General features: G+C 44.3%; 16 protein-coding genes and 1 pseudogene. 12 read left to right on the plus strand and 5 right to left on the minus strand.

Going from position 1 to position 25,306, the window contains the following annotated elements; all coding sequences use genetic code 11:
- Window positions 1-6: 6 nt before the first annotated feature.
- Both GC098_RS02950 and GC098_RS02955 read left to right on the plus strand, forming a co-directional pair.
- Window positions 7-1,647, plus strand: a complete 1,641-nt coding sequence (locus GC098_RS02950) for an extracellular solute-binding protein (protein WP_171640818.1) — start codon at window positions 7-9, stop codon at window positions 1,645-1,647.
- Between the two features lie 43 nt (window positions 1,648-1,690).
- Window positions 1,691-3,994: an AraC family transcriptional regulator gene (locus tag GC098_RS02955; protein ID WP_171640820.1), complete on the plus strand. Its 2,304-nt coding sequence runs from the start codon at window positions 1,691-1,693 to the stop codon at window positions 3,992-3,994.
- An 858-nt stretch (window positions 3,995-4,852) separates the two neighbouring features.
- Here the strand turns inward: GC098_RS02955 and GC098_RS02960 are convergent.
- Entirely contained in the window at window positions 4,853-5,257 is a 405-nt protein-coding gene (locus GC098_RS02960) for an FAD-dependent oxidoreductase (RefSeq protein ID WP_171640822.1), read from the minus strand.
- Between the two features lie 51 nt (window positions 5,258-5,308).
- On the minus strand, window positions 5,309-6,610 hold the full coding sequence (locus GC098_RS02965; RefSeq protein WP_171640824.1) for a hypothetical protein: 1,302 nt from the start codon (window positions 6,608-6,610) through the stop codon (window positions 5,309-5,311).
- Window positions 6,611-6,862: 252 nt separating this feature from the next.
- On the opposite strand from GC098_RS02965, the gene GC098_RS02970 reads away from it, so the two are divergent.
- The 7 genes and pseudogenes from GC098_RS02970 (at window position 6,863) to GC098_RS03000 (ending at window position 14,211) form a co-directional block, all read left to right on the plus strand.
- On the plus strand, window positions 6,863-7,066 hold the full coding sequence (locus GC098_RS02970; protein ID WP_171640826.1) for a DUF3311 domain-containing protein: 204 nt from the start codon (window positions 6,863-6,865) through the stop codon (window positions 7,064-7,066).
- Window positions 7,066-8,556: a sodium:solute symporter family protein gene (locus tag GC098_RS02975; RefSeq protein ID WP_171640828.1), complete on the plus strand. Its 1,491-nt coding sequence runs from the start codon at window positions 7,066-7,068 to the stop codon at window positions 8,554-8,556. The genes GC098_RS02970 and GC098_RS02975 overlap by 1 nt, the downstream gene beginning before the upstream one ends.
- A 27-nt stretch (window positions 8,557-8,583) precedes the next feature.
- On the plus strand, window positions 8,584-10,191 hold the full coding sequence (locus GC098_RS02980) for an amidohydrolase (RefSeq protein ID WP_171640830.1): 1,608 nt from the start codon (window positions 8,584-8,586) through the stop codon (window positions 10,189-10,191).
- Between the two features lie 56 nt (window positions 10,192-10,247).
- Complete coding sequence (locus tag GC098_RS02985) at window positions 10,248-11,711, plus strand: CoA-acylating methylmalonate-semialdehyde dehydrogenase (protein ID WP_171640832.1); 1,464 nt, start codon at window positions 10,248-10,250, stop codon at window positions 11,709-11,711.
- A gap of 20 nt (window positions 11,712-11,731) precedes the next feature.
- On the plus strand, window positions 11,732-13,090 hold the full coding sequence (locus tag GC098_RS02990) for an aspartate aminotransferase family protein (RefSeq protein WP_171640834.1): 1,359 nt from the start codon (window positions 11,732-11,734) through the stop codon (window positions 13,088-13,090).
- A 174-nt stretch (window positions 13,091-13,264) separates the two neighbouring features.
- A complete protein-coding gene (locus GC098_RS02995) occupies window positions 13,265-13,537 on the plus strand; it encodes a hypothetical protein (protein WP_312879975.1) in 273 nt (90 codons plus the stop codon).
- Window position 13,538: 1 nt separating this feature from the next.
- Window positions 13,539-14,211: pseudogene (locus GC098_RS03000) on the plus strand (hypothetical protein).
- A gap of 276 nt (window positions 14,212-14,487) precedes the next feature.
- On the opposite strand, the gene GC098_RS03005 reads toward GC098_RS03000, so the two are convergent.
- The 3 genes from GC098_RS03005 to GC098_RS03015 form a co-directional block, all read right to left on the minus strand.
- A complete protein-coding gene (locus tag GC098_RS03005; RefSeq protein ID WP_171640839.1) occupies window positions 14,488-15,318 on the minus strand; it encodes a carbohydrate ABC transporter permease in 831 nt (276 codons plus the stop codon).
- Between the two features lie 2 nt (window positions 15,319-15,320).
- Window positions 15,321-16,208, minus strand: coding sequence for a carbohydrate ABC transporter permease (locus GC098_RS03010; protein WP_171640841.1), 888 nt, complete (start codon window positions 16,206-16,208; stop codon window positions 15,321-15,323).
- 68 nt (window positions 16,209-16,276) lie between these two features.
- On the minus strand, window positions 16,277-17,587 hold the full coding sequence (locus GC098_RS03015) for an ABC transporter substrate-binding protein (protein WP_171640843.1): 1,311 nt from the start codon (window positions 17,585-17,587) through the stop codon (window positions 16,277-16,279).
- A gap of 217 nt (window positions 17,588-17,804) precedes the next feature.
- On the opposite strand from GC098_RS03015, the gene GC098_RS03020 reads away from it, so the two are divergent.
- The 3 genes from GC098_RS03020 to GC098_RS03030 all read left to right on the plus strand — a co-directional run.
- Complete coding sequence (locus GC098_RS03020; protein ID WP_171640845.1) at window positions 17,805-19,376, plus strand: response regulator transcription factor; 1,572 nt, start codon at window positions 17,805-17,807, stop codon at window positions 19,374-19,376.
- Window positions 19,373-21,088, plus strand: coding sequence for a sensor histidine kinase (locus GC098_RS41090; RefSeq protein WP_171640847.1), 1,716 nt, complete (start codon window positions 19,373-19,375; stop codon window positions 21,086-21,088). The genes GC098_RS03020 and GC098_RS41090 overlap by 4 nt, the downstream gene beginning before the upstream one ends.
- Window positions 21,089-21,342: 254 nt before the next feature.
- Window positions 21,343-25,306 (plus strand): glycoside hydrolase domain-containing protein (locus GC098_RS03030; RefSeq protein WP_171640849.1); only part of this gene is annotated, 3,964 nt, incomplete at its 3' end.

The raw sequence follows: 25,306 nt of genomic DNA on the forward strand, positions 1-25,306 counted from the left end.
TGTACATTGGATATAAGATGGGTCCTACGAACAATAAAGGCTGTAGCCGTTCTCTCATTCCTAGTCAGCGCGCTGACCGGCTGTGACGGGAACGCCCCCGAGCCAACCGCCAATTCGAAAGAATCGAATCAGAATGGCTCCGGTATGCAATCCGGTCAGACGGGTCCCTATCCGATAAATACCAAAGATAGCTTCAGCTATTGGGGCACGATGAGCACTACGACGGCTTCTTTCTATACGAATCAAGGTGATTCGGAGTATGGCAAAGAGGTAGAGAAGCGAACGGGCGTCAAAGTCAAATGGATGACTCCGCAGGGAAGCAATATTAACGAGGCCTTCAACTTGATGATTGCGAGTGGGAGCTTGCCCGATGCGATCGAGTATAACTGGGCTTCCGTTTACCCTGGCGGACCGGAGAAAGCACTTCAGGACGGCGTCATCATGCCGCTCAACGATCTGATTGACAAATATGCACCGAACTTGAAGAAAGCGCTATCAGCGGACCCTTCGTTGGACAAGATGGTAAAGACGGACAGTGGGAAATATTATGCATTTCCGATGATTCGCCCTGAGAGTTCCCTCGTCTACAAAGGGCCGATGATTCGGAAAGACTGGCTGGATGAACTGGGATTGGATGTACCCTCGACGATTGATGAGTGGTATACGGTGCTGAAGGCTTTTAAGGACAAGAAGGGGGCGCAAGCGTCGCTGACCTTGATCAAAAATTCGAAAGGCCCCGATCTCGATAGCTTTGTGTTCGGTGCATATAAGGTAGGAGACAACTTCTACGTCGATGACAACAACAAGGTACAGTACGGCCCGATGATGTCAGGCTTCAAGGAAGGGCTTAAAACGCTGAGCAAATGGTATAGCGAGGGCCTCTTAGACCGGGATTTTTCTATCAATGATGTCAAAGCGCTGGATAATAAAATGTTGAACGGCAAATCCGGAGCAACTCACTATCTTCTCACGACTGGCATAGCCCGATATTTGGACATCATGAAAGAAAAAAATCCATATTTCGACTTGGTCGGCGCCCCCTATCCTACGCTATCCAGAGGTGAGAAGCCATTTATCGGGCAGACGGATTTCACTTACCTTCCGAACTATGCCGCAGCCATATCAACCAGAGCGAAAAATCCGGAGTTAATCGTGAAATGGCTGGACTATTTCTATAGCCCGGAAGGGATTATGTTGAACAACTATGGTGTGGAAAACGTAACTTACAAGCTGCAAAACGGCATAGTGCTTTACACGGATCTGGTCGACAACAACTCGGATAAGCTAGCGCGTGGACAGGTGCTTTCCAAGTTTACCAAAGTGAACGGACCGACGATCCTCGATGATAAATATGCTCCGCCTCCTGCGTACAAACAGCAAGAGGATGCCTACCATGCATGGTCCAACACGGATGCGCAGAAGCATAGGCTTCCGCCATTCATTACGCCAACCGTAGAAGAGGGCAAAGAGCTTGCCAAGGTGATTACCGCGTTGGAGTCGCTTCGTACGGAAATGATGGTCAAAATGATTATGGGCGCAGAAAGCACAGATGATGTAGATAAATATACGAAAAAAATGAAAGAAATAGGTGTAGATCAAGTGTTGGACATCTATCAGAAAGCGCTGGCGCGCTATTACAGACGCTGATCTAGCTTGAAACGATTCTAAACAGCAAGGGATTGGTTGAAGGATGTTAAAAGCATTGCGCATACCTAGAAACAGTGTCTTAATGAAATGGTTCATCTCCTATGCTGCCGTCTTAATGATTCCTCTTATCATTAGTATTGTCATGTACTCGGTATCGATCAGGGTTGTCGAAACCCAGACGACCCAGGCAAATGAAAAGCTTCTGAAGCAAATTCAAGAAACGTTCGACAATCGGTTGCGAAATGTGCAACGGTTATCGGTGGAGCTCACCTTAAACACGGGCGTCACAAGCTTGAACACGTCCAAGTTGTCAAACAGCGATAACTATACCTTGACGAAAATTATTAGTGAGTTGCAATCCTACAAAACGGCTAATGATTTCATCGATGAGATTTATATTTATTATAAAGCTAACGATACAGCGGTCAGTACCAAGTATCGCCTGGACAGCAAGGAGTTGTACGACAGCCTGAGTCCGCAGACTAAAACGAGCTACGATGAATGGATACGTTATTTTAATCAGCAAAATTTACATGGCTTCTTCAAGCTGCTTCATAAACCTGTAAACGACGACAAGTATGAGCCGGTCATCGTCTATTATAAGCCGCTTACACTCGATACGGAGAGCAATCCGGGTACGGTTGTCTTCTTCGTAATCAAGGAATCACAGTTGCTGGATAACATTCAAGATAGTTCTGGCTTAAATGACAGCTCCATACTGGTACTGGATTCCAAGAGTCAGGTCATCGCCTCTGCGCCGACTGTAAACGATGCATCCATGACCTGGGGGCCTGACGATTTGGCAGGCCATCAAGGCGTCATTCACCGGAATTTCCAAGGTGAGGAATCGGTAGTCTCCTATATTCGTTCCGCCATTACTGGGTGGATTTATATCTCGGTCACGAGTGAGCAGGTATTTCAAGGAAAAGCGAAGTATGTGCAACGCTTGACGCTGTACAGTGTGCTGCTGTGTTTGATCGTGGGCTTCGTAACTGTACTCTGGAGCATCCGGCGAAATTACAATCCGATTCAGCGTCTGATCAGAGGCTTGTCCTCCAAGACTCAGGTTACTGTAGGCGAGGGAAAGAATGAGTATAGTTTCATAGAAGAAGTACTCAAACATTCATTCGAGGAAAATGAAGCGATCTCAATCCAACTGCGGCAGTACAGTAATTCGCTACGTTCCTATGTGCTGCTGCGCCTGCTGAAGGGCAGTCTCGGCTACAAAGTGCCGCAGGAAGAGCTTCTGCAGGTGCATGACATTGTGTTTGCCAAGCCATCCATTGCTGTGGTGCTGTTCCAGATTAATCAGACTGGCAAGTTCAACGATTTAAACATTACACACTTTATCATGGCGAACGTGTTCGAAGAACTGCTGCAGCGGGAGCATATTGGATCCGGATACACGGTAGAAGTCGATAACATGTTGGCATGTATTGTCAATATGAGTGAAACGGAGCCTTCCAAAGCTTTAACCGAGTTGAACCAGATCATCTCCGAAATGTTAACATTTGTCCAAGATCAGATGAAAATTGAATTTACCGCCTCGGTCAGCGGATTCCATAATCAGTTATCAACCTTGCCAGTCGCGTTCATAGAGGCGATGGAGGCGATGGAATACGGTACGGTCATTGGGAACGACGGAACGATTTTTCACGATCAGGTCATCGGCAAAGAAGAACAAAATATGAATGGCAGCTATTACTATCCGCTGGGGGTAGAACAACAGCTTATCAATTTTATTAAAGTTGGGGATTTCGATCAGGCGAAAGATTTGCTTGAGACCGTATTCGAGAACAATAAATTTGAAACGCCGAATTCCGTTCAAGTCGCTAAATGCTTAATGTTTGACTTGGTAGGAACCGTGGTGAAAACATTAAATGATACCGGCGGGGATAAGCAGGAACTATTCGAACTGAAGCCAATTGAACGCGTTATGCATTGCCGTTCCATCAAAGAAATGCAAATGGAAATGATTCTGGTCTTTCAGGAAGCATGCAGCTTAATTGTGAAGCAAAAGGGAGGGAATACCAATAGGCTTGGCGACGAGGTGAAGGAATTTATCGATACGAATTACACGGATCCCAACCTGAACGTTTCGGCAATTGGTAGCCGCTTTGGCATCACTCCGTGGTATATTTCCAAGATTTTCAAGGAGCAGCTCGGAATCGGCATTCTGGACTATATGAATCGGATTCGCATTGATCAGGCGAAGTTGCTGCTGAATGAACAGAATCGAAGCTTGGCCGATATTGCGCAGGAAGTTGGATACAGCGATGTGACAACCTTTGGACGTATATTTAAGAAGATGGAAGGTATTACGCCGGGGAAATATAAAAATGCTTAAAGCAGGCCCAAAAAAGTATTTCGGTACCTTTTGTGACAAAATGCGGAAAATTACACACAACTCAAAATTAGATGAACACTTAGAGATAAAGTGGATCTATACAGCCGCTGATTAAGCTAAACTGCCAGTTTAATGCAATAATTTTGTTTCACCGCTCGTTAGGTTAATAATCTCGGATAAATTAGGTGCTTTCATCTTCTTTTTGGGTGAAGGCACTATTTTTGTGGATGCTTCGCTCATTTATGGAGATTACTATTTTGTTGAGGCGTTATTGAAACTTAAGTATTTTACAACGAAAATCGATTAGGTGCGAGTACTAGTCGGCGATTCGTTTTGAAGGTTGGACGGCTATGGGACAGATGCTCGCGATTCAGCTTCTTTGGATTTGCGTGCTAAGCGGACTAGTGTACGCCATATATCGTAAAGGAGTGAAGAAGCTCAATGTCAACGGCGGTTAATTTGCTGCGATTCATTAGTACTTGCTGGAAGCTGAATCTTGCCGGTGCACTCGAATTTCGAATGAATTCTTTCTAACGGCTGGCATGATGCTAATAATTTAGTCTGGATTGCGTTCTTCTAGGCGCTTTACTTCAATCGCTTTCCAATTTTACATGGCTGGGAGCTGCGCGATGTCGTTATGATGTGGGCGATCAGCGCGGGCGGCTTCGGTCTTTCGGCCATGCTTTAACGTCTGCTGCCGGAAATGATTGGTGTGAAGGATGTAAAAATTGACGATAAAGCTGTACGGATTACGTTTGAAATTCAACGATAATAAGTCTGTCTAACACATAGAAAATATTAGTCCCAGCTAGAATAGGAATGACGCCCCCAAATATTACGCTCATTTCACTAGCTTCTTCACCTTGTCAACGGCTTCACATCCGCTGTCGATCGCGCCGCCAATCCAACCTGCAAACCTTTTTCGAATGCTTCACGCTCAATTTCAAGTCCCTCACCCTGCAAGCCAAAAGCAACGACTAGTTGCTGCTCCGCAATCTCCCCGCCAACAACCCGCGCGTCAGCGTCCCTCGCAATCTCCTCCCCAACGGCCCAAGCGATGGAACCGTTCGAGCTACTTGCCGAAAATGCTGGCCTGCTCTTTCTAATCGTTCCCAGCACTTTCACGCTGCGGCACGGATTCTGCTCCGCAACTGCCTCGACAACAGACGCCGGCAGAGCAGGCTCGAAAGCGATCCGATTCAACGTATTGAACGGAACCGTAACGATGACAGCCGATGCGAATATGCTGCTTCCCTCGGGCACACTCCACCTCTACGCGCTCAGCAGTCTGTTTAATAACTTTTGAACACGCTCTTAAAGCTGCAGCGTTAATTTATAAATTTGACGAGGCCGCCCCTTGTTAATAGGCTGTTCTTCACCAATGATCTTGGCAAAATTATGCCGCTCCAGGTTGCTAAGAATTCGACGGGCACTTCGCAGTGTGATGCCAAAACCGATTGAAAGGTCAACGGTCGTCAATTTCGTCGTTCCCGATTGTTCGCAAAAGGAGATTAGTTTATTGAGCGTGCCAATGCTGATGCCCGCTTTCTTCGCAATAAGCAAGAGCTCAGCATTACCGCTTCGAGATGAATAGTTCAAGTTCGTTGACATCCCGATCGGTCCATAAACTTTTCCATCAATTTCCACGATATAGCAACTGGCTTCTCGGGTCGACTTAGCCTTCATCATGGCATCGTGTGCTTTTAATTCCGCTTCCCTGGGCGTATGGCCGAAGCCGATTCCTAAATAAGTGACGATTTTAAAAGCATGTTCGATATCTTGCAAAATTGCCATTTCTTTGAATTGTTTTGTGTTTTTCTCAATTTCTTCGCGGGTTGTCACGAAGCGTAAATAGCCTTCTTCCGTCCAATCAATGACAGCCAGTACTTCTTCCCCGTAAGACTCGATCATTTGCTCGAATTCGGCCGTTCGATAGTCGGCATGATTCGGATCATGGAAGCCAAGGTAGCTTACAGCGATTTGATTTTTAGCCTGATGCATTCTTTTTCCTTCGAGTAGAACGCGCTGCAGCGTATTTTCGATCGATGATTTGGACAGGTCCAGCCGGTAAACGGGTACACCTAGTTTCAAGAGTTGCTGATATACGGCGTAGTAAGCTGTAATTACGGATTGCACTTTATTTTCTTTCCACAATTGGTAATGAAAGGAGGTGAGCTCGTCCGTATTTACGCCGATAATGCTATCTTTTATAAACATATGTATACTAGAAATTTCCAGATCATCCAAACATTTTCTAAATTCTGATTCCGTATAGTCACTACTAAAGGCCGAAAATGGCTTGGCTTGCATATGCATATCATTCGTAATTTTGAATAGGACGCGATAAATCGATGCTTCTGTAAGCGCGATATATAGAATCGGCTTATTGAATTCTGTCTTGCGTTTGATCCAATTATTTTTGGCAATGAGATACGGGGCTGAGCCTGTAAGCAAAAGAATATCACAAAGATGATGATGCTGCTCAATGAGGGTAACAACTTGAGAGGGGGAATCGTAGATGACCGGAATTAATTCAAGCTCTACATATTTTTTTGCGGTCTCTTTGGTTATGTTAACCAAGTCTTCTGGTCCTACGATCAATACTTTCATGCTCATTCATCCCACCCCTCCATTGCAACGGTTACTCTGCGTAAAGGCAAAGCCTGTCAGTTGTAAATAGATTATTTTTGGCTTACACACTGAAAGTATATGCAAAAAATGTGTCCGATACAAGACTGAATCGTTTCCGTTATCAGCTTACTTGCCCATTAAGGGTCCACTAAAGGAAATTGCATTCAAAACAGAACCATATTAAGATCAGGACAAGAAAGCGCTTACTATATAAACAATTTTTTGGGGGGATTCAACGTGAAACTCATTCATTTCTTAGCGCTGTTGCCGTTTGTTGGTATGTTGGTTTTATTACCGCTTGTCAATAAAGTGCAGCCGTTCATTCTTGGAATGCCTTTTATTTTGTTTTGGGTAGTGTTGTGGGCTGTTCTTTCTTCAGCTTGCTTAGGTCTGATTTACAAGCTTGATCCAGCTAATGCTACTGAGGGAGGCGAAGAGTAATGAACAGTGCACTTTTTATCATTTTCGCGTTTTTGCTTCTATCGATTTATTTAGGGATTCGTTCAACGAAAGGCAAGAAGATGAGTATGGAGCAATGGGCCGTTGGCGGTCGAGGCTTTGGTTCTCTGTTTGTTTTCTTGCTGATGGCTGGTGAAATCTATACCACGTTTACTTTCCTTGGGGCAAGCTCTTGGGCTTACGGAAAAGGCGGACCGGCCATGTACGTCATCATGTATATGTCATTGGCGTATGTGTTGGGTTATTTCGTTCTACCGATGATCTGGAAATATGCGAAAGAGAAAAATCTCGTTTCGTCGTCTGATTTTTATGAAAGTAAATATAAAAGCTCATTTATGGGTGTTCTTGTAGCTATAGTCGGGGTTATTTCGACCATTCCTTACTTTGTCCTTCAGCTCAAGGGGCTTGGCATTATCGTTTCAGAGGCTTCATATGGAACAATATCTTCAGGTGCAGCGATTTGGATCGGAGCGATTGCGGTTACCGTATATGTGATGATTTCAGGTATTCATGGATCGGCATGGACAGCGGTTATTAAAGATTTCTTAATTCTGGGCATTGTTGTATTCATCGGACTCTATATTCCTTACCATTACTATGGCGGATTAGGGGAAATGTTTAAAGCAGTAGATGCCGCTAAACCAGGATTTTTGGCTATTCCTGAAAAGGGGCTCAGCATGTCATGGTTGATTTCTACGGTTCTCATGACTGTGTTTGGTTTCCATATGTGGCCGCATGCCTTCGGCGGTGTAGCCTCAGCTCGAAGTGCCAAAGCGCTTCGGAAAAATACGATCATTAGTCCGATATATAGTCTGGTATTGCTCTTCGTTTTCTTCGTTGGCTATACGGCGATTGGACAAGTACAGGGGTTAAAAGGTCCAGCGGCTGATCTTGCCTTACTTAAGATTGCTACGATGACATTTGATCCTTGGTTTGTCGGATTGATCGGCGCGGCCGGGCTGCTTGCAGCTTTAGTTCCAGGCTCTATGCTACTGATGGCAGCAAGTACGCTGATTGCAAAAAATGTTTACAAGACGGTTGTACCGACGGCAACGGATAAGCAGGTTATGTCGCTGGCTAAATATTTGGTTCCTGTCTTCGCATTGATTTCGATCTATTTTACCTTCAATGGCGGATCTACAATTGTGACATTGCTTCTAATGGCGTATAGCTTTGTAACGCAGCTGGCTCCTGCCTTATATTTCAGCTTAATGAAAAATAATTTTGTAAACAAGTATGGTGCGGGTGCGGGAATGATCGTCGGCGTAGTTATTGTGGCTTATGTAACTGCAACGAATATTACAATGCCACAGATATTCCCTTCGCTTCCGCAATGGATTCAGGACTTGAATATTGGTGTAATTGCTTTGCTACTGAACATCATCGTAACGGTAATCGTAAGTTTAGTGACGGGTAAATCAGCTGCAACTTCACAGGGAAATAATGAAACAGCAACACTTCAAAACAACTAGTTGAAGGAAATTTTCAGGGGTGATTTTATGTGGGCAGATCTGGTATTTCATAATGGGCAAGTCATCACGGTAGATCGATCCAATCGAACCGTAGAAGCTGTTGCAGTCAAAGGGAATCGGATTGTCGCTGTTGGATCAAATGATGAAATGAATATTTGGATTGGGGAAGAAACTAAGCAGATTGATCTGATGGGGAAGAGCTTGCTCCCCGGGATCATTGATTCGCATCTGCATATTCTTTCCTGGGGCACTGCCAAGCTGGCTGTAAGCTGTAAGCAGCCGCATATTCAGTCGATTGGGGATGTTTTGAACGAGCTGAAGCAGTTGGCAGAACGAACACCTCAAGGACAATGGATACGTGCATTTGGCTTTAACGATACGAAAATTGCCGAGCAGCGGTATCCGACAAGATGGGAACTTGACGAAATTTCCAAAGATCAACCGATCATGATTACGAGAACTTGTCACCATATTTCGATCGTGAACAGCAAAGCGCTGGAACTGGCCGGTATTGATGAAAATACGCCTGATCCAGACAGTGGACGTATCGGTCGCGACGAGAATGGGGTACCCAACGGTGTGCTCGTCGAAACGGCGAAGTCGGCGGTGGACATGATTGCTTCCTATACGGAGCAAGAACTGCTGACAGGAATCAGGCTGGCTTCTGACGATTTTATCGCGGCAGGGATTACGAGTATTCATGATGCGGGTTTTAACGGTCCGGACGATTTCCGCGTGATGCAAAAGGCCGTTAAATTAGGTGCTGTGCAGGTTCGTATCTACGCTATGGTGGGTGCGCTTAACAATTCGGAAGGCTTCGTGGATAAAATGGTAGCGTCTGGCGTCATTACGGGAACTGGGGACGAGCGCTTTCGCGTAGGTCCGGCCAAAGTATTTACCGACGGCAGCAGCAGCGGACCAACTATTGCGACTAGAGAAGGGTATACGAGCAATCCGAATGATTACGGCATTCTGTATTTTACACAAGAGAGGCTTAACGAGGTGCTTGGTGCAGCGCATGAGCAGGGGTTCCAGCTTACGGCTCACGCACAAGGCGATCGTGCCGTCGAAATGGTGCTGAACTGTATCGAGGAAGCGCTCAAGAAGCATCCGCGCGACGATCATCGTCATCGCATCGAGCATTCCGGGATTACACCGCCAGATTTGCTTGCTCGCATGAAGAATCTTAGTGTCATTCCAGTTCCAAATCCGCCGTTCCCTTACGAGTTTGGCGAGGGGTACATCAAAAATTACGGTGACCGCGTTAACCAAATGTATTCGGCCCGTGATTTCATTGATAACGGGATCATTGCGGCAGCGGGCTCGGATTGCCCAGTCACCCATTACAATCCTATGCTCGGGATTCATGTGGCGGTTAATAGACAGACGGAATCCGGTACACTTGTCGGCGAAAACCAACGCATTTCGGTGCTCGAAGCGATCAAACTATACACATGGAACGGCGCTTATGCAAGCTTTGAGGAGAACATCAAAGGCAGCATCGAGGTTGGCAAGCTTGCGGATCTGGTTATCCTGAGTGAGCCGATCCTCAATGTTCAGCAGGAACGAATTAAAGATGTGAAAGTGGATCTTACCGTTCTTGATGGCGAAATTGTATTTCAAAGATATAAATAAGACGATTGCTGCATTTTATTAAAATGGCAGACTTTGATCCAACGGGGAGGTGCCTTATGGCACAAGTTAAGACGGAAGTGAAATATTTGAAAAATTTTATCGGTGGTAAATGGGTTGAATTCAGCGGTTCTCATTATGAAGAAGTGCCCAACCCGGCGACAGGCGAAATTATTGCCTATGTTCCTTTCTCTTCCAAGGAAGATGTGGACAAAGCGGCTGAAGTGGCAAACAAAGCGTTTGCTAGCTGGAAGAAAACCGCAGTGCCAAAAAGAGCTCATCTCTTGTTCCGTTATCAACAGCTTCTCGTGGAGCACTGGGAAGAGTTGGCAAAGATCGTAACCTTGGAGAATGGTAAAAGTTATCAAGAAGCCTATGGGGAAGTACAACGAGGTATTGAATGCGTTGAATTTGCTGCAGGCATACCGACGCTGATGATGGGGTCGCAGCTTCCAGATATTGCTACTGGGCTTGAATCGGGGATGTATCGATATCCGATCGGTGTTGTCGGGGGAATCACACCGTTTAATTTCCCGATGATGGTTCCATGCTGGATGTTCCCGCTTGCCATCGCATGCGGAAATACGTTCGTGTTGAAGCCATCCGAACGTACTCCTTTGCTCGCGAACCGGCTGGCTGAACTGTTCCAAGAAGCGGGCATGCCTGACGGCGTCTTAAACATCGTACATGGTGCGCGAGATGTTGTTAACGGTCTGCTCGAGAATGAAGAAATAAAAGCGATATCATTTGTTGGTTCTCAGCCTGTTGCCGAATACGTATACAAGACAGCTAGCGAGAACAACAAAAGGGTTCAGGCGCTTGCGGGGGCGAAAAATCATTCCATCGTCATGCCGGATGCAGAGCTAGACAATACAGTGATCCAAATCATTAACGGTGCTTTCGGTTCAGCGGGTGAACGCTGCATGGCTTGCGCGGTTGTCGTTGCGGTTGGCGATATCGCCGACAAGCTAGTTGAACGACTGAAGCAAGCGGCAGATCAGATTACAATAGGCAACGGCATGGAAAAAGGTATTTTCCTGGGTCCTGTCATTCGAGAGGAAAATAAACATCGAACGCTCAACTATATTGGAATCGGCGAGTCGGAAGGTGCAGAACTCGTGCGAGACGGAAGTAAAGACGCAGCGGTAAACGGCGAAGGTTACTTTGTTGGACCGACCATTTTCGATCATGTCAAAGTAAATATGCAAATTTGGAAAGATGAAATCTTTGCTCCTGTTCTTTCAATCGTTCGCGCCAAGGATTTGACGGAAGCGATTGAGATCGCCAACGCTTCCGAATTTGCGAATGGGGCTTGCATCTACACGGACAGCGCCAAGGCGGTTCGCGAGTTCCGCGAGGACATCGATGCGGGGATGTTAGGCGTGAATATTGGGGTACCAGCGCCGATGGCCTTCTTCCCATTCTCCGGATACAAGAAGTCTTTCTACGGAGATTTGCATGCTAACGGGCGCGACGGCGTTGAGTTCTACACACGGAAGAAAATGTTGACGGCTCGTTATTAATGCGAAAGGGTTGAGGGGACATGTCTTCATTTAATAACTTAAATAGTGCGGAAATTTCAGCAAAAGATCGTCAGTATTTATGGCATGCGATGTCGCCATACAATCCGAATCAAGCGCCGATGGTCGTCACGAAAGGAAACGGTTCCTGGATTGAGGATATGAATGGCAATCGCTATCTGGACGCGATGTCCGGTCTCTGGTGTGTGAATGTCGGTTACGGAAGACAGGAATTGGCGGAAGCTGCCTATGAGCAGTTAAAAACGATGGCTTATTACCCGCTTTCGCAAAGTCATCTTCCAGCGATTCAATTGGCAGAAAAGCTTAACGAATGGCTGGAAGGCGAGTACGTTATCTTTTTTTCCAACAGCGGCTCGGATGCAAATGAAACGGCTTTTAAGATCGCCAGACAATACCATCAGCAAACCGGTTCACCAAGCAGGCAAAAATTTATTTCCCGTTATCGTGCTTATCATGGAAACTCGATGGGGGCACTCGCTGCAACGGGGCAGGCTTCTCGCAAGTTCATGTATGAGCCGCTTGGCAGGGGATTCCTCCATGTGCGTCCGCCGGATAGCTACCGTCGTCCAGAAGGAATGTCGGTTGAAGATTTCAATCTCCTCTGCGCGAGGGAGATCGAAGAGAGAATCATATGGGAAGGCAAGGATACGATTGCTGCGGTCATCATGGAGCCGGCAATTACCGGCGGTGGAGTCATCGTACCGGAACCAATATACCTTGACGAGGTGCAACGAATTTGCAAGAAGTATAACGTTCTGCTTATTATCGATGAAGTCATTTGCGGATTCGGGCGTTCAGGCATGAAATTCGGGCATATGAATTATAACGTGAAGCCGGATATCGTGACGATGGCTAAAGGCTTGACAAGCGGATACCTTCCGTTATCTGCGACAGCCGTTCGCAAAGATATTTATGAAGTATTCAAAGAACAAGGCGAATTCAGCCACCTTCGGCATGTAAATACGTTCGGAGGAAGCCCTGCTTGCTGTGCTTTGGCACTCAAAAACCTCGAAATTATGGAAAAAGAAAACTTGGTCGAGCGCTCCAGGCAACTCGGACAACGATTAGAAGCGGAAATGGCTGAACTTCTGGAGCATAGGCTCGTAGGAGACATACGTAGCTTCGGCTTCCTGATGGGGATCGAAGTGGTTGAAAACAAAGAAACGAAAGAGCCGCTTTCGCCTGCGGCCATCGGCAAGATTATTGCGGAGTGCAAGGCCAAAGGATTGATCATCGGTCGGAATGGCGATACGGTGCCTGGGTACAACAACGTTCTCACATTGTCGCCTCCGCTTTCATCGACTGATGAAGATTTGGATTTTATCATACGGACATTTAAAGAAGTCATGAAAAATCAATAAAGCTATGGATAACCGGATGATCTAGCCATTAGTATCATGTTGGCAGTGGTTCCATGGATCAATGCAGGCGCGAAAGAAATCACACAAAGTCCATTTATTCAGGTTTTTGGTCACTTTGGCTTTGCTTATGCAGCCGGAATTTATGAATAAAGATGGAACGCCGGTGAATTCTTTGTGGTAATTAGCCACTTGAGATTCAGAAAACAATGGCAAGCCAAACCTGGTGAGGAACTGCCTATTAAGGCTCCTTTCTTCCCATACTTGCAAATTCTCGGAATTATCCTAATTGCAGCTATCTTAATTACTATGGGATTGGATAAAGATTTCTGGAATATATCATGGATAGTTGGAGTTCCTTGGCTTGCGTTTCTAACCATTATTTACTATACCAAATATAAAAAAATGCAAATCACTCGCAACAATGAATTAGGAGAGGTTAACTCATGAGATCGGAGTCATCAAAGAAATTAAAAACAATGAAAATCGCGTAGGGATAACACCTGCTGGAGTAACAGCATTTACTAGTCATGGACATGAAGTATTGGTTCAATGAATTGCAGGAATAGGAAGTGGTTTTTCTGACCAAGCGTATATTGATGCCGGTGCAAAAATCGTCTCCACTGCCAAAGAAGCTTGGTCTGCAGAGATGGTCATTAAAGTAAAAGAACCACTACCGGAAGAGTATCCTTATTTTCATGAAGGTTTGCTTCAGAACCAGAGTTAACAAAAGCTCTTGAATTCCAAAGGTGGAAGCGGCATACTTCTTGGTGGCGTACCAGGGGTTACACCGGCGGAAGTCGTCATCGTTGGTGGCGGAATCGTAGGAAGTAATGCTGCCAAAATGGCCATAGGCTTAGGCGAGATGGTTAAAACATGCGGTTGCGAATATGCCCGGGGCTGTAGCGCAAACGTCAACGATTGCATTGACAAATGTAACTATTCCTTACGGAGTGCAGATCGCTAATAAAGGATACAGACAAGCTGCTATAGAAAACAAGTCACTAGCCAAAGGGATTAATGTTATGGATGGCAAAGTTACTTATAAAGCTATTGCTCTTGCTCACGGTTATTCTTATACGAGCATTGATACTGCTTTTAATGAACCTGTTGTTTCTATTTAGAAAGTTGTTGCTTATTCCGGAGATTTAACGATTTAAAAGATTACTTCAGAGGGAACGCAATTTTACCTCTTTTGGTTTTTCGTGTAGACTGGAATTTACTCTAATTTTTCTGAATCACATTGAAGAGGTTTTCCTAAACAACCATAGACAAGAAAAAGACGAATACATGAAACCTTGCTCCGTTCGGATCAGGGCTTTAATGTATTCGTTTCAAGTGACAACCTATGAATAGAAGTATTCAGCTTCAAAGGCTTTCTCTTGCAAAGCTTTAAGCTCTTATCCCTTTAGCGAGCCGGACGTGATGCCGTTAATGATATATTTTTGCATGAAAATGTAGAACAGAATGAGTGGTGCAACCGCTAAGAGCATCATCGGGAAGAAATTCGTCCAGTCGGTCGAGAATTGCCCAATATTGCGGAACACTTCTAAGAGCAATACACCCTTTGAACGGGATTGCAAGAACAACAATGGCGTCATGAAATCATTCCACACACCAAGTGTATTCAAAATCGCTACAGTGGCAATCACCGGCGTAAGCAGAGGGAACACAATCTGCCAGAATGTTCTCCAAACCCCACAGCCGTCTACTCTTGCCGCTTCTTCCAGTTCAAATGGAACGGTAGAGCTGATAAAGCTTTTAATTAAAAAGATAGAGAACGGAAGGCTGTAACAAATTTCTATAAGAACAATGCCCGTGTGGGTATTCATAAGCCCAAGCTGGGCTACCTGTTTATAAAGTGCTAAGATCCCCATTTGGTACGGTACCATCATCCCAACCATGAATAAAAGGAACACGATCCGATTGAAGTGATTAGTGCGTCGTACCAAGCTGTAAGCAGCCATCGCAGAAAACATAACAATACCCACAACGGAGGAAATCGTAATGATAAGGTTGTTTCCCAACACATGAATGTAGTTCATTGCCTTAAAGGCGCGAATGTAATTGACGAACGTGATGTTAACTGGAAGGCCCAGCGGATGAGAGACCGCATCAGCTGGGGTCTTAAAAGTCGTGATGATCAAATAGTAAATAGGGATCATAAAAATCGCCGCTAAGACGAGCATGAGAATTTCCGTCACGGCAGTTTCTTTTGTATATCGATTCATGATTACCGCCGCTCCCACATCTTGATTAGTGAAATGTGAATAAAGGTGATGATGCCAACGAGGATAACGAAGACGATACCGAATGCGGCTCCGTAGCTATAGAAACCTTCACTGAGCCCTTTCTTGAGCATGAGTGATACGATCGTTTCCGTAGAATACCCCGGGCCACCACCAGTCAAGGCGTAAACAATATCAAATACCTTCATGCCGTTTATCATCCCCATAACCGTATTGAAAGTGATCGCCGGAAGCAGTAGAGGAAGTGTGATATAGCGGAACATTTGCAACCCACTCGCTCTGTCAATCTTCGCCGCTTCGTAATAATCTGTTGAGATGCTCTGCAAGTTGGCCAAATAAATAACCATTGTGTAACCAACCCACTGCCATACGGAGGCGATGATGACCGAATAGAGTGCAAGATGAGGATCTCCGAGAAAATTGATGCGTTCAAAGCCAAGAGCGACTACAAGTTGATTAATCAAGCCAAAGTCGGAGGGTGAGTACATAAAATTCCAGAGAAAACCGATAACCAATACGCTGAACACCGCAGGAAGGAAGAACGCAGCCCGCAGCAGATTTTTTGTTTTTAATTTTTTATTGAGAAACACCGCTATTGGAATGGCTAGTACATTCTGCCCAAGCATCGCGAGTACCGCATAGATTAAAGTGTTTTTAATACCTGTCAAATAGAGTGAATCTTTAAATAGAGCTATATAATTGTCTAGACCAACAAATTTGACAACAACCGGATGCACGTCTGACCAGTTTGTAAAGCTGTATAAAGCGGTCTTTAACGTCGGAATTATGAAAAAGGTACAATAAATAAGTAAGGCAGGAAGCAAAAGCAGAACATAACTGATCTCTCTTTTGAAAATTTTTGGTTTGTTCATGTGCAACAACCTTTAGCTTATAGGATGTACAAGGGGCAAATCGCATTGCCCCTTGTAATTTATACGGCCTATTTAGATTTCTCCAGCAGTTCAGCTGCTTTCTTGTCTACCGCTTCTAGCACTTGATGAGGCGTTTTGGTACCGGCTATGATTTCTTGAATACCTTTTCCTAGATCTGTGAAAGCAGCATAAGCAACGCCCCAATTATTAACAGGGTACATGACATTGCCCGCTTTGAAAGCTTCTTGAGCACCGTTGTACTCTGCTGGCATTTCAAAAGTAACGCCTTTCAAGAAAGATGAACCGCCTTTATTATCGGCCCAGTAAGCATTCTGACCTTCTGGTGTGGATAACAGGTCAAGCACCTTGTACGCCGCATCTTTGACTTTGGACTTCGCATTCAAACCAAACGATACCCCTGGACCGCCGACCATCCAACCCGGACCGCCTTTTGTACCCAGGTTCGGGAACATATCAATCTTCATGTTAGGCGCTTTTTGCTTAAAGGTTTCCATGTACCAAGGTCCTGCTTGGAACATAGCTGCCTTGCCGCTTGTAAATTCGTCAATGGCTTGTTCTTCTTCAAGCCCAAGCATATCTTTGGTGAAGACACCGTGTTTCAAGTATTCGGTCCATGTCGTCAAAGCAGGCTCCAGCGCATCGACCATTTTCGTGGTTCCTTTGCCAAAATCATCATTCCATTTTTTACCTTCCGTTGTGCCGATAAAATCATTTAATGCCAAACCGAGGAAGGACTGGCCAGCTACGTTAGGATTCTTTAGACCGATCGCTTGGGGTTTGATGCCATTCTTCTTCAGCACGTCCGCTACTTGGAAGTACTCATCAAGCGTTTTTGGTATTTTCAGGTTATATTTGGTGAATAGATCAACGTTATAGTAAACCCCGTTAAACCAACTAGCTTGCGGCAACCCGTACAGTTTATTATCAAATGTTACGGTGGACGTGCCGGTATTATAATACTTGCTGGCGTAGCGTTCTGTTAAATCTTCGAAGTAACCTGTTTTGACGGTTTTAGCATCCACTACTCCACCGATTATGTCAGGACCTTCGCCTGCTGCAAGTTGTGTTTTGATGACATCTGTGTAAGTCTTGTTATCGATGAACTGATACTCCACATCTACATCGGGAAGTTTATCTTTGAATAATTGCAGAAGCGTCTTTACACTGTCTTCTTTGTTCCAATACGATAATCTGACTTTCACTTTCTTTACCGGTACCTGATCCTTTGTTTCTTTCGTTTGCGTTGTAACCTTCGGTGTTACATTTTCCTTTGTGCTGCTGTTGTCCTTACTGCAGCCTGTAAATAGGATCGACAAGGTGAGTATAGCGGTAGCGGAGACTGACCATTTTCTCTTCATACAAAGACCTCCCAAATTTAGATAGTTTGTTTCTCAGTTCTGTTATCATTGTAGTATAAATGCCATTTCAATCGAAATAACAGATTTTTTCGAAACCTAACAGAATTTATCTAGAAATAGTAACCAAACTATGCGATTAATAGAACACAGTATGAATTGGAATACCTGGTGTGCTATGCTTTGAATAGCTCTCGTATGAACGGATAGGGAGGGAAATATGTATCATATACTAGTAGTCGATGATCAACAAGCAGAAATCGATGCCATTGAATGGCTTATTCATAAGCATGCTCTACCATTTTCTGTTGCTCAGGCCAATGATGGGGAAGTAGCGTTGGACTATATAAGGGGTCATCATGTCGATCTGTTACTCACGGATATTCGCATGCCATTCATGGACGGTCTAGAGTTAATTAGGCAGGCAAAAGTAGTCGTTCCAGACCTTAAGGTGCTTATTTACAGTGCTTATGGGGAATTTGAATATGCACAAAAAGCGATTCAGCTTGGAACGGTTAATTATATGTTAAAGCCGATCGATGTGAAGGAATTCCTCAAAGTGTTCCATTCCATAATCAATATACTTGAGGACGAACGACTTCAGAGGGAGAAAGATGAGCTGCTGATCAAAGGCTTTCATAAAGGAGTGGCGTATGAGAAAGAAAAGCTCCTGTTTGATCTCCTTCAAGGCCGTGAGAGTGACGTCCATTACGAGGAACGGGTAGCTTTTGCTGGCCTAAGTCATCTGTCAAATAAGCGGATGTATATGATTATGATTGGATTGCTAAATCATTTTTTTGATCTGCATCATGCAGAAGTGTTCGAATGCCTTCAGTCGACTTGTAAACATGAGATGCTTTATTTAAATATGAATGAGTATCAAAGCATCATGCTAATCGCTATAGATCCAGCTTCAACGATCAGCGATAACCAGCAAGAGCTTATGGCTTATGGGAATTGGGTTAAAGAATGGCTGGAGACTCGATTCGATCGGCGAAGTTTCATTATTGTTGGTCGTCCGATCGATAAGCTAGAGGGACTTCATGACGAGTTTAACCAAATGGAAGAGTTAATGAATTTTCGGTTCTTTATGGATAGCAGTGTCGTTTGTTCCAAAGATGACGAAAGCATTTATGTCCATGTAGATGACGAATCGTTAGAGCTTATGCTGAAGGATATTTATACTTCCATTGAACGAAATGATTATCGTACACTTGAGCATCGAATAGAGTTTCTCATAGCGAGTATGCGCAGTTGTAAGCGGTTTAGTTCTATTTATGCCAAACTCATATTTACAGAAATATTAAAAAAAATAGTAGAGTTTCAAGGAAAAAAATACGTCAATTTATTAAAGGATGGCTTGGAGCGAATCGCACTTTGCAATTCGATTGCTGAGTTGAGGCAAGTCATTTTATCCGTTTTTCAGGAGCATTTGCTGCGAATCGAAACGGCGACAGATGATCAATGCCGCAAAGTGATTGAAGATGTACAGACGCTCATCCAGCTAGAATACGGGAGTGATATTGGGGTCGAATATCTAGCCAAGCGCGTCTTTTTATCGCCAAGTTATTTAAGTTTTCTGTTTAAAAAAAGTACAGGCCAAAGCCTAGTCAAATATATTACAGCCGTTCGAATGGAGCGAGCGAAGGAACTGCTGCGTGATTCAACGATTAAAGTTGTTGATATCGCCAGTACAGTTGGGTTCGCGAACACTTCCTATTTTAATTTAATGTTTAAGCAATATAACGGCTTGACTCCTGTTCAATATCGGGAGGGTGGTGGAAGGAGGTGACTCCGCTCAAATTTATCCGTAATCTCCGCCTGCGCCAGAAATTATTGCTTTCTTATGTGACTGTCATCTTCCTGCCAACCATTGTACTGGGCTTGTATGCCTACCAAAATTCCAAATCTTCATTGGAAAGCCAGTTTTTGCAAAGCGCGGATAACGAGGCGAAGAAGGTCGCACTAGAGATCAGTTACCGACTTCAGAGGCAGGATGTGTCAATGAAATCGATTGTTTTCCATCCAGCGCTCATTGAGTTGATGAGTAACCCGAATCAGGATTTGTACATCCAATTTAAGGCGCTGAATGATAAAATTGAACCTATTTTTTTCAACTTGATGTATATGGTTGGAGATATGAATGAGATTATGTTGTATTCCGAGAGTCGGCAATCTGAATTAGGAAACTTCATTACTCCTTCTTCAGCAGTTAAGGATAAGGATTGGTATCTAGAGACAAAAGGCAGTGATACAACCAAGTGGTGGTTCGAAGATGGAGAATTGTTTGCCACACGAGTGATTTACAATATCGAGTTTCGGACCGTGAGCGGTGAACTTTATGTCAGGTTTGATTACAATAAAATCTTTGGTGATTTCATTGGCAGGGCGAATGAAGGGTATGGCATCATCATTACCGATAGACAGAATCGGTCCGTTTTAACAGAGCATGTTGGGCAGATGGAAGATGTTCAACTTCAATCACTTTCAAGGAAGGGTACTTCAAAAGCAACAATAAGTGGCGAATCCTACATAGTTGTAAACAAAGATATTCCTCAAACCGATTGGATACTGCATTATTTGGCCCCCGATAATCAGTACAAAACAGGCATTGGCAATATTTTAAGCGCAACGGGCATCATTGTACTAATCTGCATGGTTTTCCTCAGTATCATTATCTTCCTGTTCTCAGAAACGATGTTAAAAGGAATCGAAAAATTAAACACCAAAATGAAGATGGTGGAAGATGGTGATCTTACTGTTGTTGTATCAACGAATTCCAAAGATGAAATCGGGCAGCTAACCGATCGATTCGGTTCTATGCTTAAACAAATTAATCAGCTCATTTCGGAGGTATATCAAACAAAAATCACGCAAAAGGCGGCCGAACTCAAAGCGCTGCAAGCTCAGATTAATCCCCATTTTCTATACAATACTTTATCTTTAATTAATTCAAAAGCGCTGCGTATCGATGCCCAAGAAATTAGTGACTTGGTGAATCATCTTTCCAGATATTACAGAACGACTTTGAATAAAGGGAAGCAGATTATTTCGATTCAAGATGAATGGACAAACGTCCAAGCGTACATACATATTCAATTAGCTATGCACAATACAAGCTTTGATGTAGAATTCGATGCAGACGACAAGGTATTTCAATTTGAAATGATCCATTTGATCTTGCAGCCGATTGTTGAAAATGCGATTATGCATGGCATCGATCTGAAGCGTGAGGGGCGAGGTAGACTCATCCTGCGGGCAAGTCTCGACGGTGAGGATATTGTTTTTGCCGTGGAGGATAATGGCGTCGGTATGGAACCGTATATGATTGAGCGTATTCTTGAACATGAAAGTACTGGTTATGGCATGAAAAATGTGCAAGAAAGATTACAGCTCTTATTTGGATCCGAATACGGGATCTTTATTCATAGTCAACCTGGGATTGGCACTTCAGTTATCGTACGCATACCGCAGTATCGTCACATTAGAGAAGAAGAGTCATGATCACATAAGGGCCAATGTTCATAAGAGCATGGCCCTTTTCGTATTGCTGTCATGTCCGGGTTGCGGCGGTAAAGCCATGTTCGTTTTTTTGTTTCCAATCGAAATCTGTTAGATTTCAAAAAATACTATTATTTTGCAGGGGTTCAAATGATAATACAATGTAAATATGAACAGATGGCATCGCCATCCACCATTGCAAGCGCTTTAAATGATTGTGTCTGATATTAAATAAAGAATGAGAGGATTGTTGATCTATGTTCAAACGAACAATGTGTAAAATGATCTGTTTTATGATTCTAGCAAGCTTCTTTCTTCAGAACAATGCTCCTAGTGTCTATGCTGATAGCGGCCAGCTGGACGTGTGGGTGGTAAATGCAATGAAAGCCGTATATAGGACCAGCACGATCCCCGCAAATCCTGGAAACAGCATTGATCTTGTTTCAGCCAGAAACGAATACGAAAGTGAGCAAATTGCTGTAAGAAGCAATAGTGATTTTGAGATTACTGGAATTGAATTTTCCGATCTTGCATCTTCTGGAAATACGATCTCAAACAGCAACTTAAGCTATCATTTTGAAGAATACGTGCTTGAGGATACCGTGCAGCCCAATCAATATCGACCGGATTTGGTAGGCACGCAAATCTACCCCTTATCCGAAATCCCCGACCCGCTTTCCAATGATCTATCTATACATGTGGCGGCAAATTCAACTCAACCGATCTTAATAACGAATTATGTCCCTGCCGATGCTGTTCCTGGCCTCTATCACGGTATGGTTACAGTGAAATCGACTTTGGGCGAATATCAAGTGCCCATTAATGTTGAAGTAGTTAATGCTATAATCCCTCAAACCTCAAAGGCTAATTTCGTTAATTATCAGTGGTCGATGACTAATGGTTTTATGATTGGAGGTTCTCCACCTGAGATTCCTGATGATCCTTTAACTCAGTCAAGTTATGACGTTGGTCAGAACTATTACGGAGTGGAGACGTATAGCGACAAATGGTTTGAGCTTATGGATAATTTCGCCAAAACCATGAGCGACTATCGCCAGAACATGATTTGGGTTCGTACAGACTTATTATTAAACGCAAAGGGTACCAAAATGGTGTCTTTTAAGGACGGAATACCGGAACATATCGACTGGTCCTTGTTCGATCGATATGTTCAAACCTTTATGGATAGAGGAATTACTCATTTCGCGAACATTCACTTGATCCATGCATTAGAACAAATGCCACAAAGTGAGAGGCCAAACAATGATAATCCCGGAGATCCGTGGAAAACGTCCATCCCCGAACCCGATTCACTACCTGTTACAGACGCTTATCTTACTAACTACTTGACGGCATTGCACGATCATTTAGAAGATAAAGGTTGGCTTAACGATAATGGTTTCACTTGGTATCAGCATACTAAGGACGAACCCAACGGTGCTAGCATTACAAACTATATGACGTATATCGCAAGACAATTAAAAGAAATCGTTCCGGATTTCAAGACATTGGACGCTGATGCGGGCGGTACTCTAATGAACGAAGCTATCAAACCCTATGTGGATGTTTGGGTCCCGTTAACGCCGGTTTTTCAGGACAAGAAAAATCTATATAAAGCGGAGCAGGCGGCAGGCAAAGACTTGTGGGTATATACTTGCGATGCCAATCCGGCTCCGTGGTTGAACAGATTCTGGACGCAGCCCATATCGACAGGCAGGCTGTTATTCTGGAATCTTAGCCAAGACGGTGTGCAAGGGCACTTGCATTGGGGATGGAACGTATGGTACGTCCCGCATTATGGCGATTCCACGATCGTATATCCGGATAAGGATCATATGACGGTTAAGAGCTCGCTGCGCTACGAGGCCCAAAGAGACGGACTTGAGGATTACGAACTGATGCACCAACTCAAGCAAACCAATCCCGAGCTTGCCAAACGTATAGCGGACAGCGCTGTTAACCCGTCTGATCCGAGAAAATATACCCTTGACCCTGTATATATCAGAATGCTTCATAATTATCTAGTTAAAGCGGCTGCCGGAGAACCTGTGGGTGCAATTCCTGTGCCAAGTAGTCCCTACGATGGGCAGGATGTACCTATGACCTACATGACCGATAACGCGACTGGCGAGATCACCTTCAACGGTGAATGGTTTGCAAAAAGCCGGAAATACGCTTATATGGGCGGTGTTCAAGGCACGTTGAAAGCGGAAGATGATTTGACCTATAGCTTTACAGGGTCCGGTATCGATCTTATTGCGGAGAAAAATGAAGGCTCCGGTAAAATTGCTGTATCCGTCGACGATTCCGCTCCGGTGATTATAGACCTATATGAGAAAGTTCAACTCGATTCGATATCGGTATACAGCAATCATAATCTGTCAGCAGGCAAGCACACGATCAGGGTAGTGAACCTGGAAAACAAAAACCTGTACGTTGACGGCTTTCGAGTAAGCATGTATGAAGGACAGATGATCCATGACGGAACGCTGCAAAGTTTGGAGTTGACTAACGCGCCTTCGGTTCTTTTTAATAAAAACAATATTAATTACCAGGCCATCATTCCCAACGATGTAGACGTGATCACTATTACACCAACGCTTGCGGATGCAAATGGCACCCTGGATGTCAACGGGCAACGTTTCGGCAGCGGTAAGAGGCTTACATTCAACATCCCTACAGGTAAAAGTAAGATCCTTATTCGGTCTACCGCAAGTGATGGGGAAACCACGAGACTCTATACGTTGAACTTTCTCAAAGGCAATATAAATCAACCGACCACCAATATTGCGAGAAGCTATTCAAATATCACAGCAACAGCTGCCAGGGAAGCCAATAGCGGCTATGGTGTTTCGAATATGGTTGACGGCAGTTACGGTTCCATGTTTGCTAGTATTAGCGGGTATACTAACACCCATCCGTTCCCACATGAGATCAATCTTACTTGGGATCAACAGATGACCTTTAATACGATTGTCATGGCCACGCCATCAGGGTTATTACAGGGGATAACAGATATTGATGTTGAGGCTACTTCAGATGGAACGAATTGGACCACAATTGCGAAGAGGGTACCGATTCAATGGAATAGCAGCACAGACGACAACATCATGGAATACGCGTATGCGAATATCCCTACAGTTAATAACGCGCTGAAGCTAAGGTTAAAGGTCAATGACGCTAACCATACGTATTGGGGCATATATGCTTTATATGAGCTAGAGCTTTATAACCTTCCAGACAACGGAGAGATAAGCCCTGTAGCAGATGGAACGCTGAGAAATTTAACAATCCCTAATGTTCCCTCCTTTACGTTTGACAACAGCACGACGACCTTCCAAATCATGATTTCTGAAGATGTCAACACCATCGCGATTACGCCAACACTTTCGGACGATGCAGGTACTCTGCAGATCAACGGAAAGCTGGTCGCCGATAACACAGCACAGACTTTTGACATTCCAGTCGGGAAAAGCGTGGTTCATATCAGGTCCACCGCAAGCGACGGGACGACTACAAAGCTCTACACGTTGAACTTTCTCAAAGGAAATGTGAATGAGCCAGGCACCAATATTGCCAGAAGCTATTCTGATATTTCAGCAACGGCTGCCAGGGAAGGCAATGCCTACGGTGCTTCGAATATGGTTGATGGCAGCTATTACACCATGTTCGCGAGTTTACGAGGCTACAACACCAGTCATCCGTTTCCTCATGAGATTAATCTTACTTGGGACCAAAAGCAAACCTTTAACACCATCGTCATGGCCACAACATCTGGATTAATCCAGGGTATTTCCAATATTGATGTTCAGGCTTCTACAGACGGAATAAACTTTGAAACCATAGCGAAGGGGGTACCGCTCCAATGGAAAAGCAGCATAGATGACAATGTAATGGAGTACACCTTTGCCAATATTCCTGAAGTACGAGATGCACTGAAGCTGAGAATACAGATCAATGATGCGAACTATACGACATGGGGCATGTACGCTGTGTATGAGCTTGAGCTCTATAACCTTCCGGAAAACGGAGAGATTGGCGCTATTCATACACATACGATCACGGCGAGCGCGGAGGAAAACGGAACGATCAGCCCGAACGGCGCCGTTGTAGTCAATGAGGGTGCTGAACAAACCTTTACATTCCATCCGAACAACGGATACGAAATCGACAAGGTGAGGTTAGACGGTACCGCCGTGACGGTAACCGGAAGCGTGTATA

This window comes from Paenibacillus phytorum, from assembly GCF_013141715.1.
Lineage (GTDB): Bacteria > Bacillota > Bacilli > Paenibacillales > NBRC-103111 > Paenibacillus_E > Paenibacillus_E phytorum.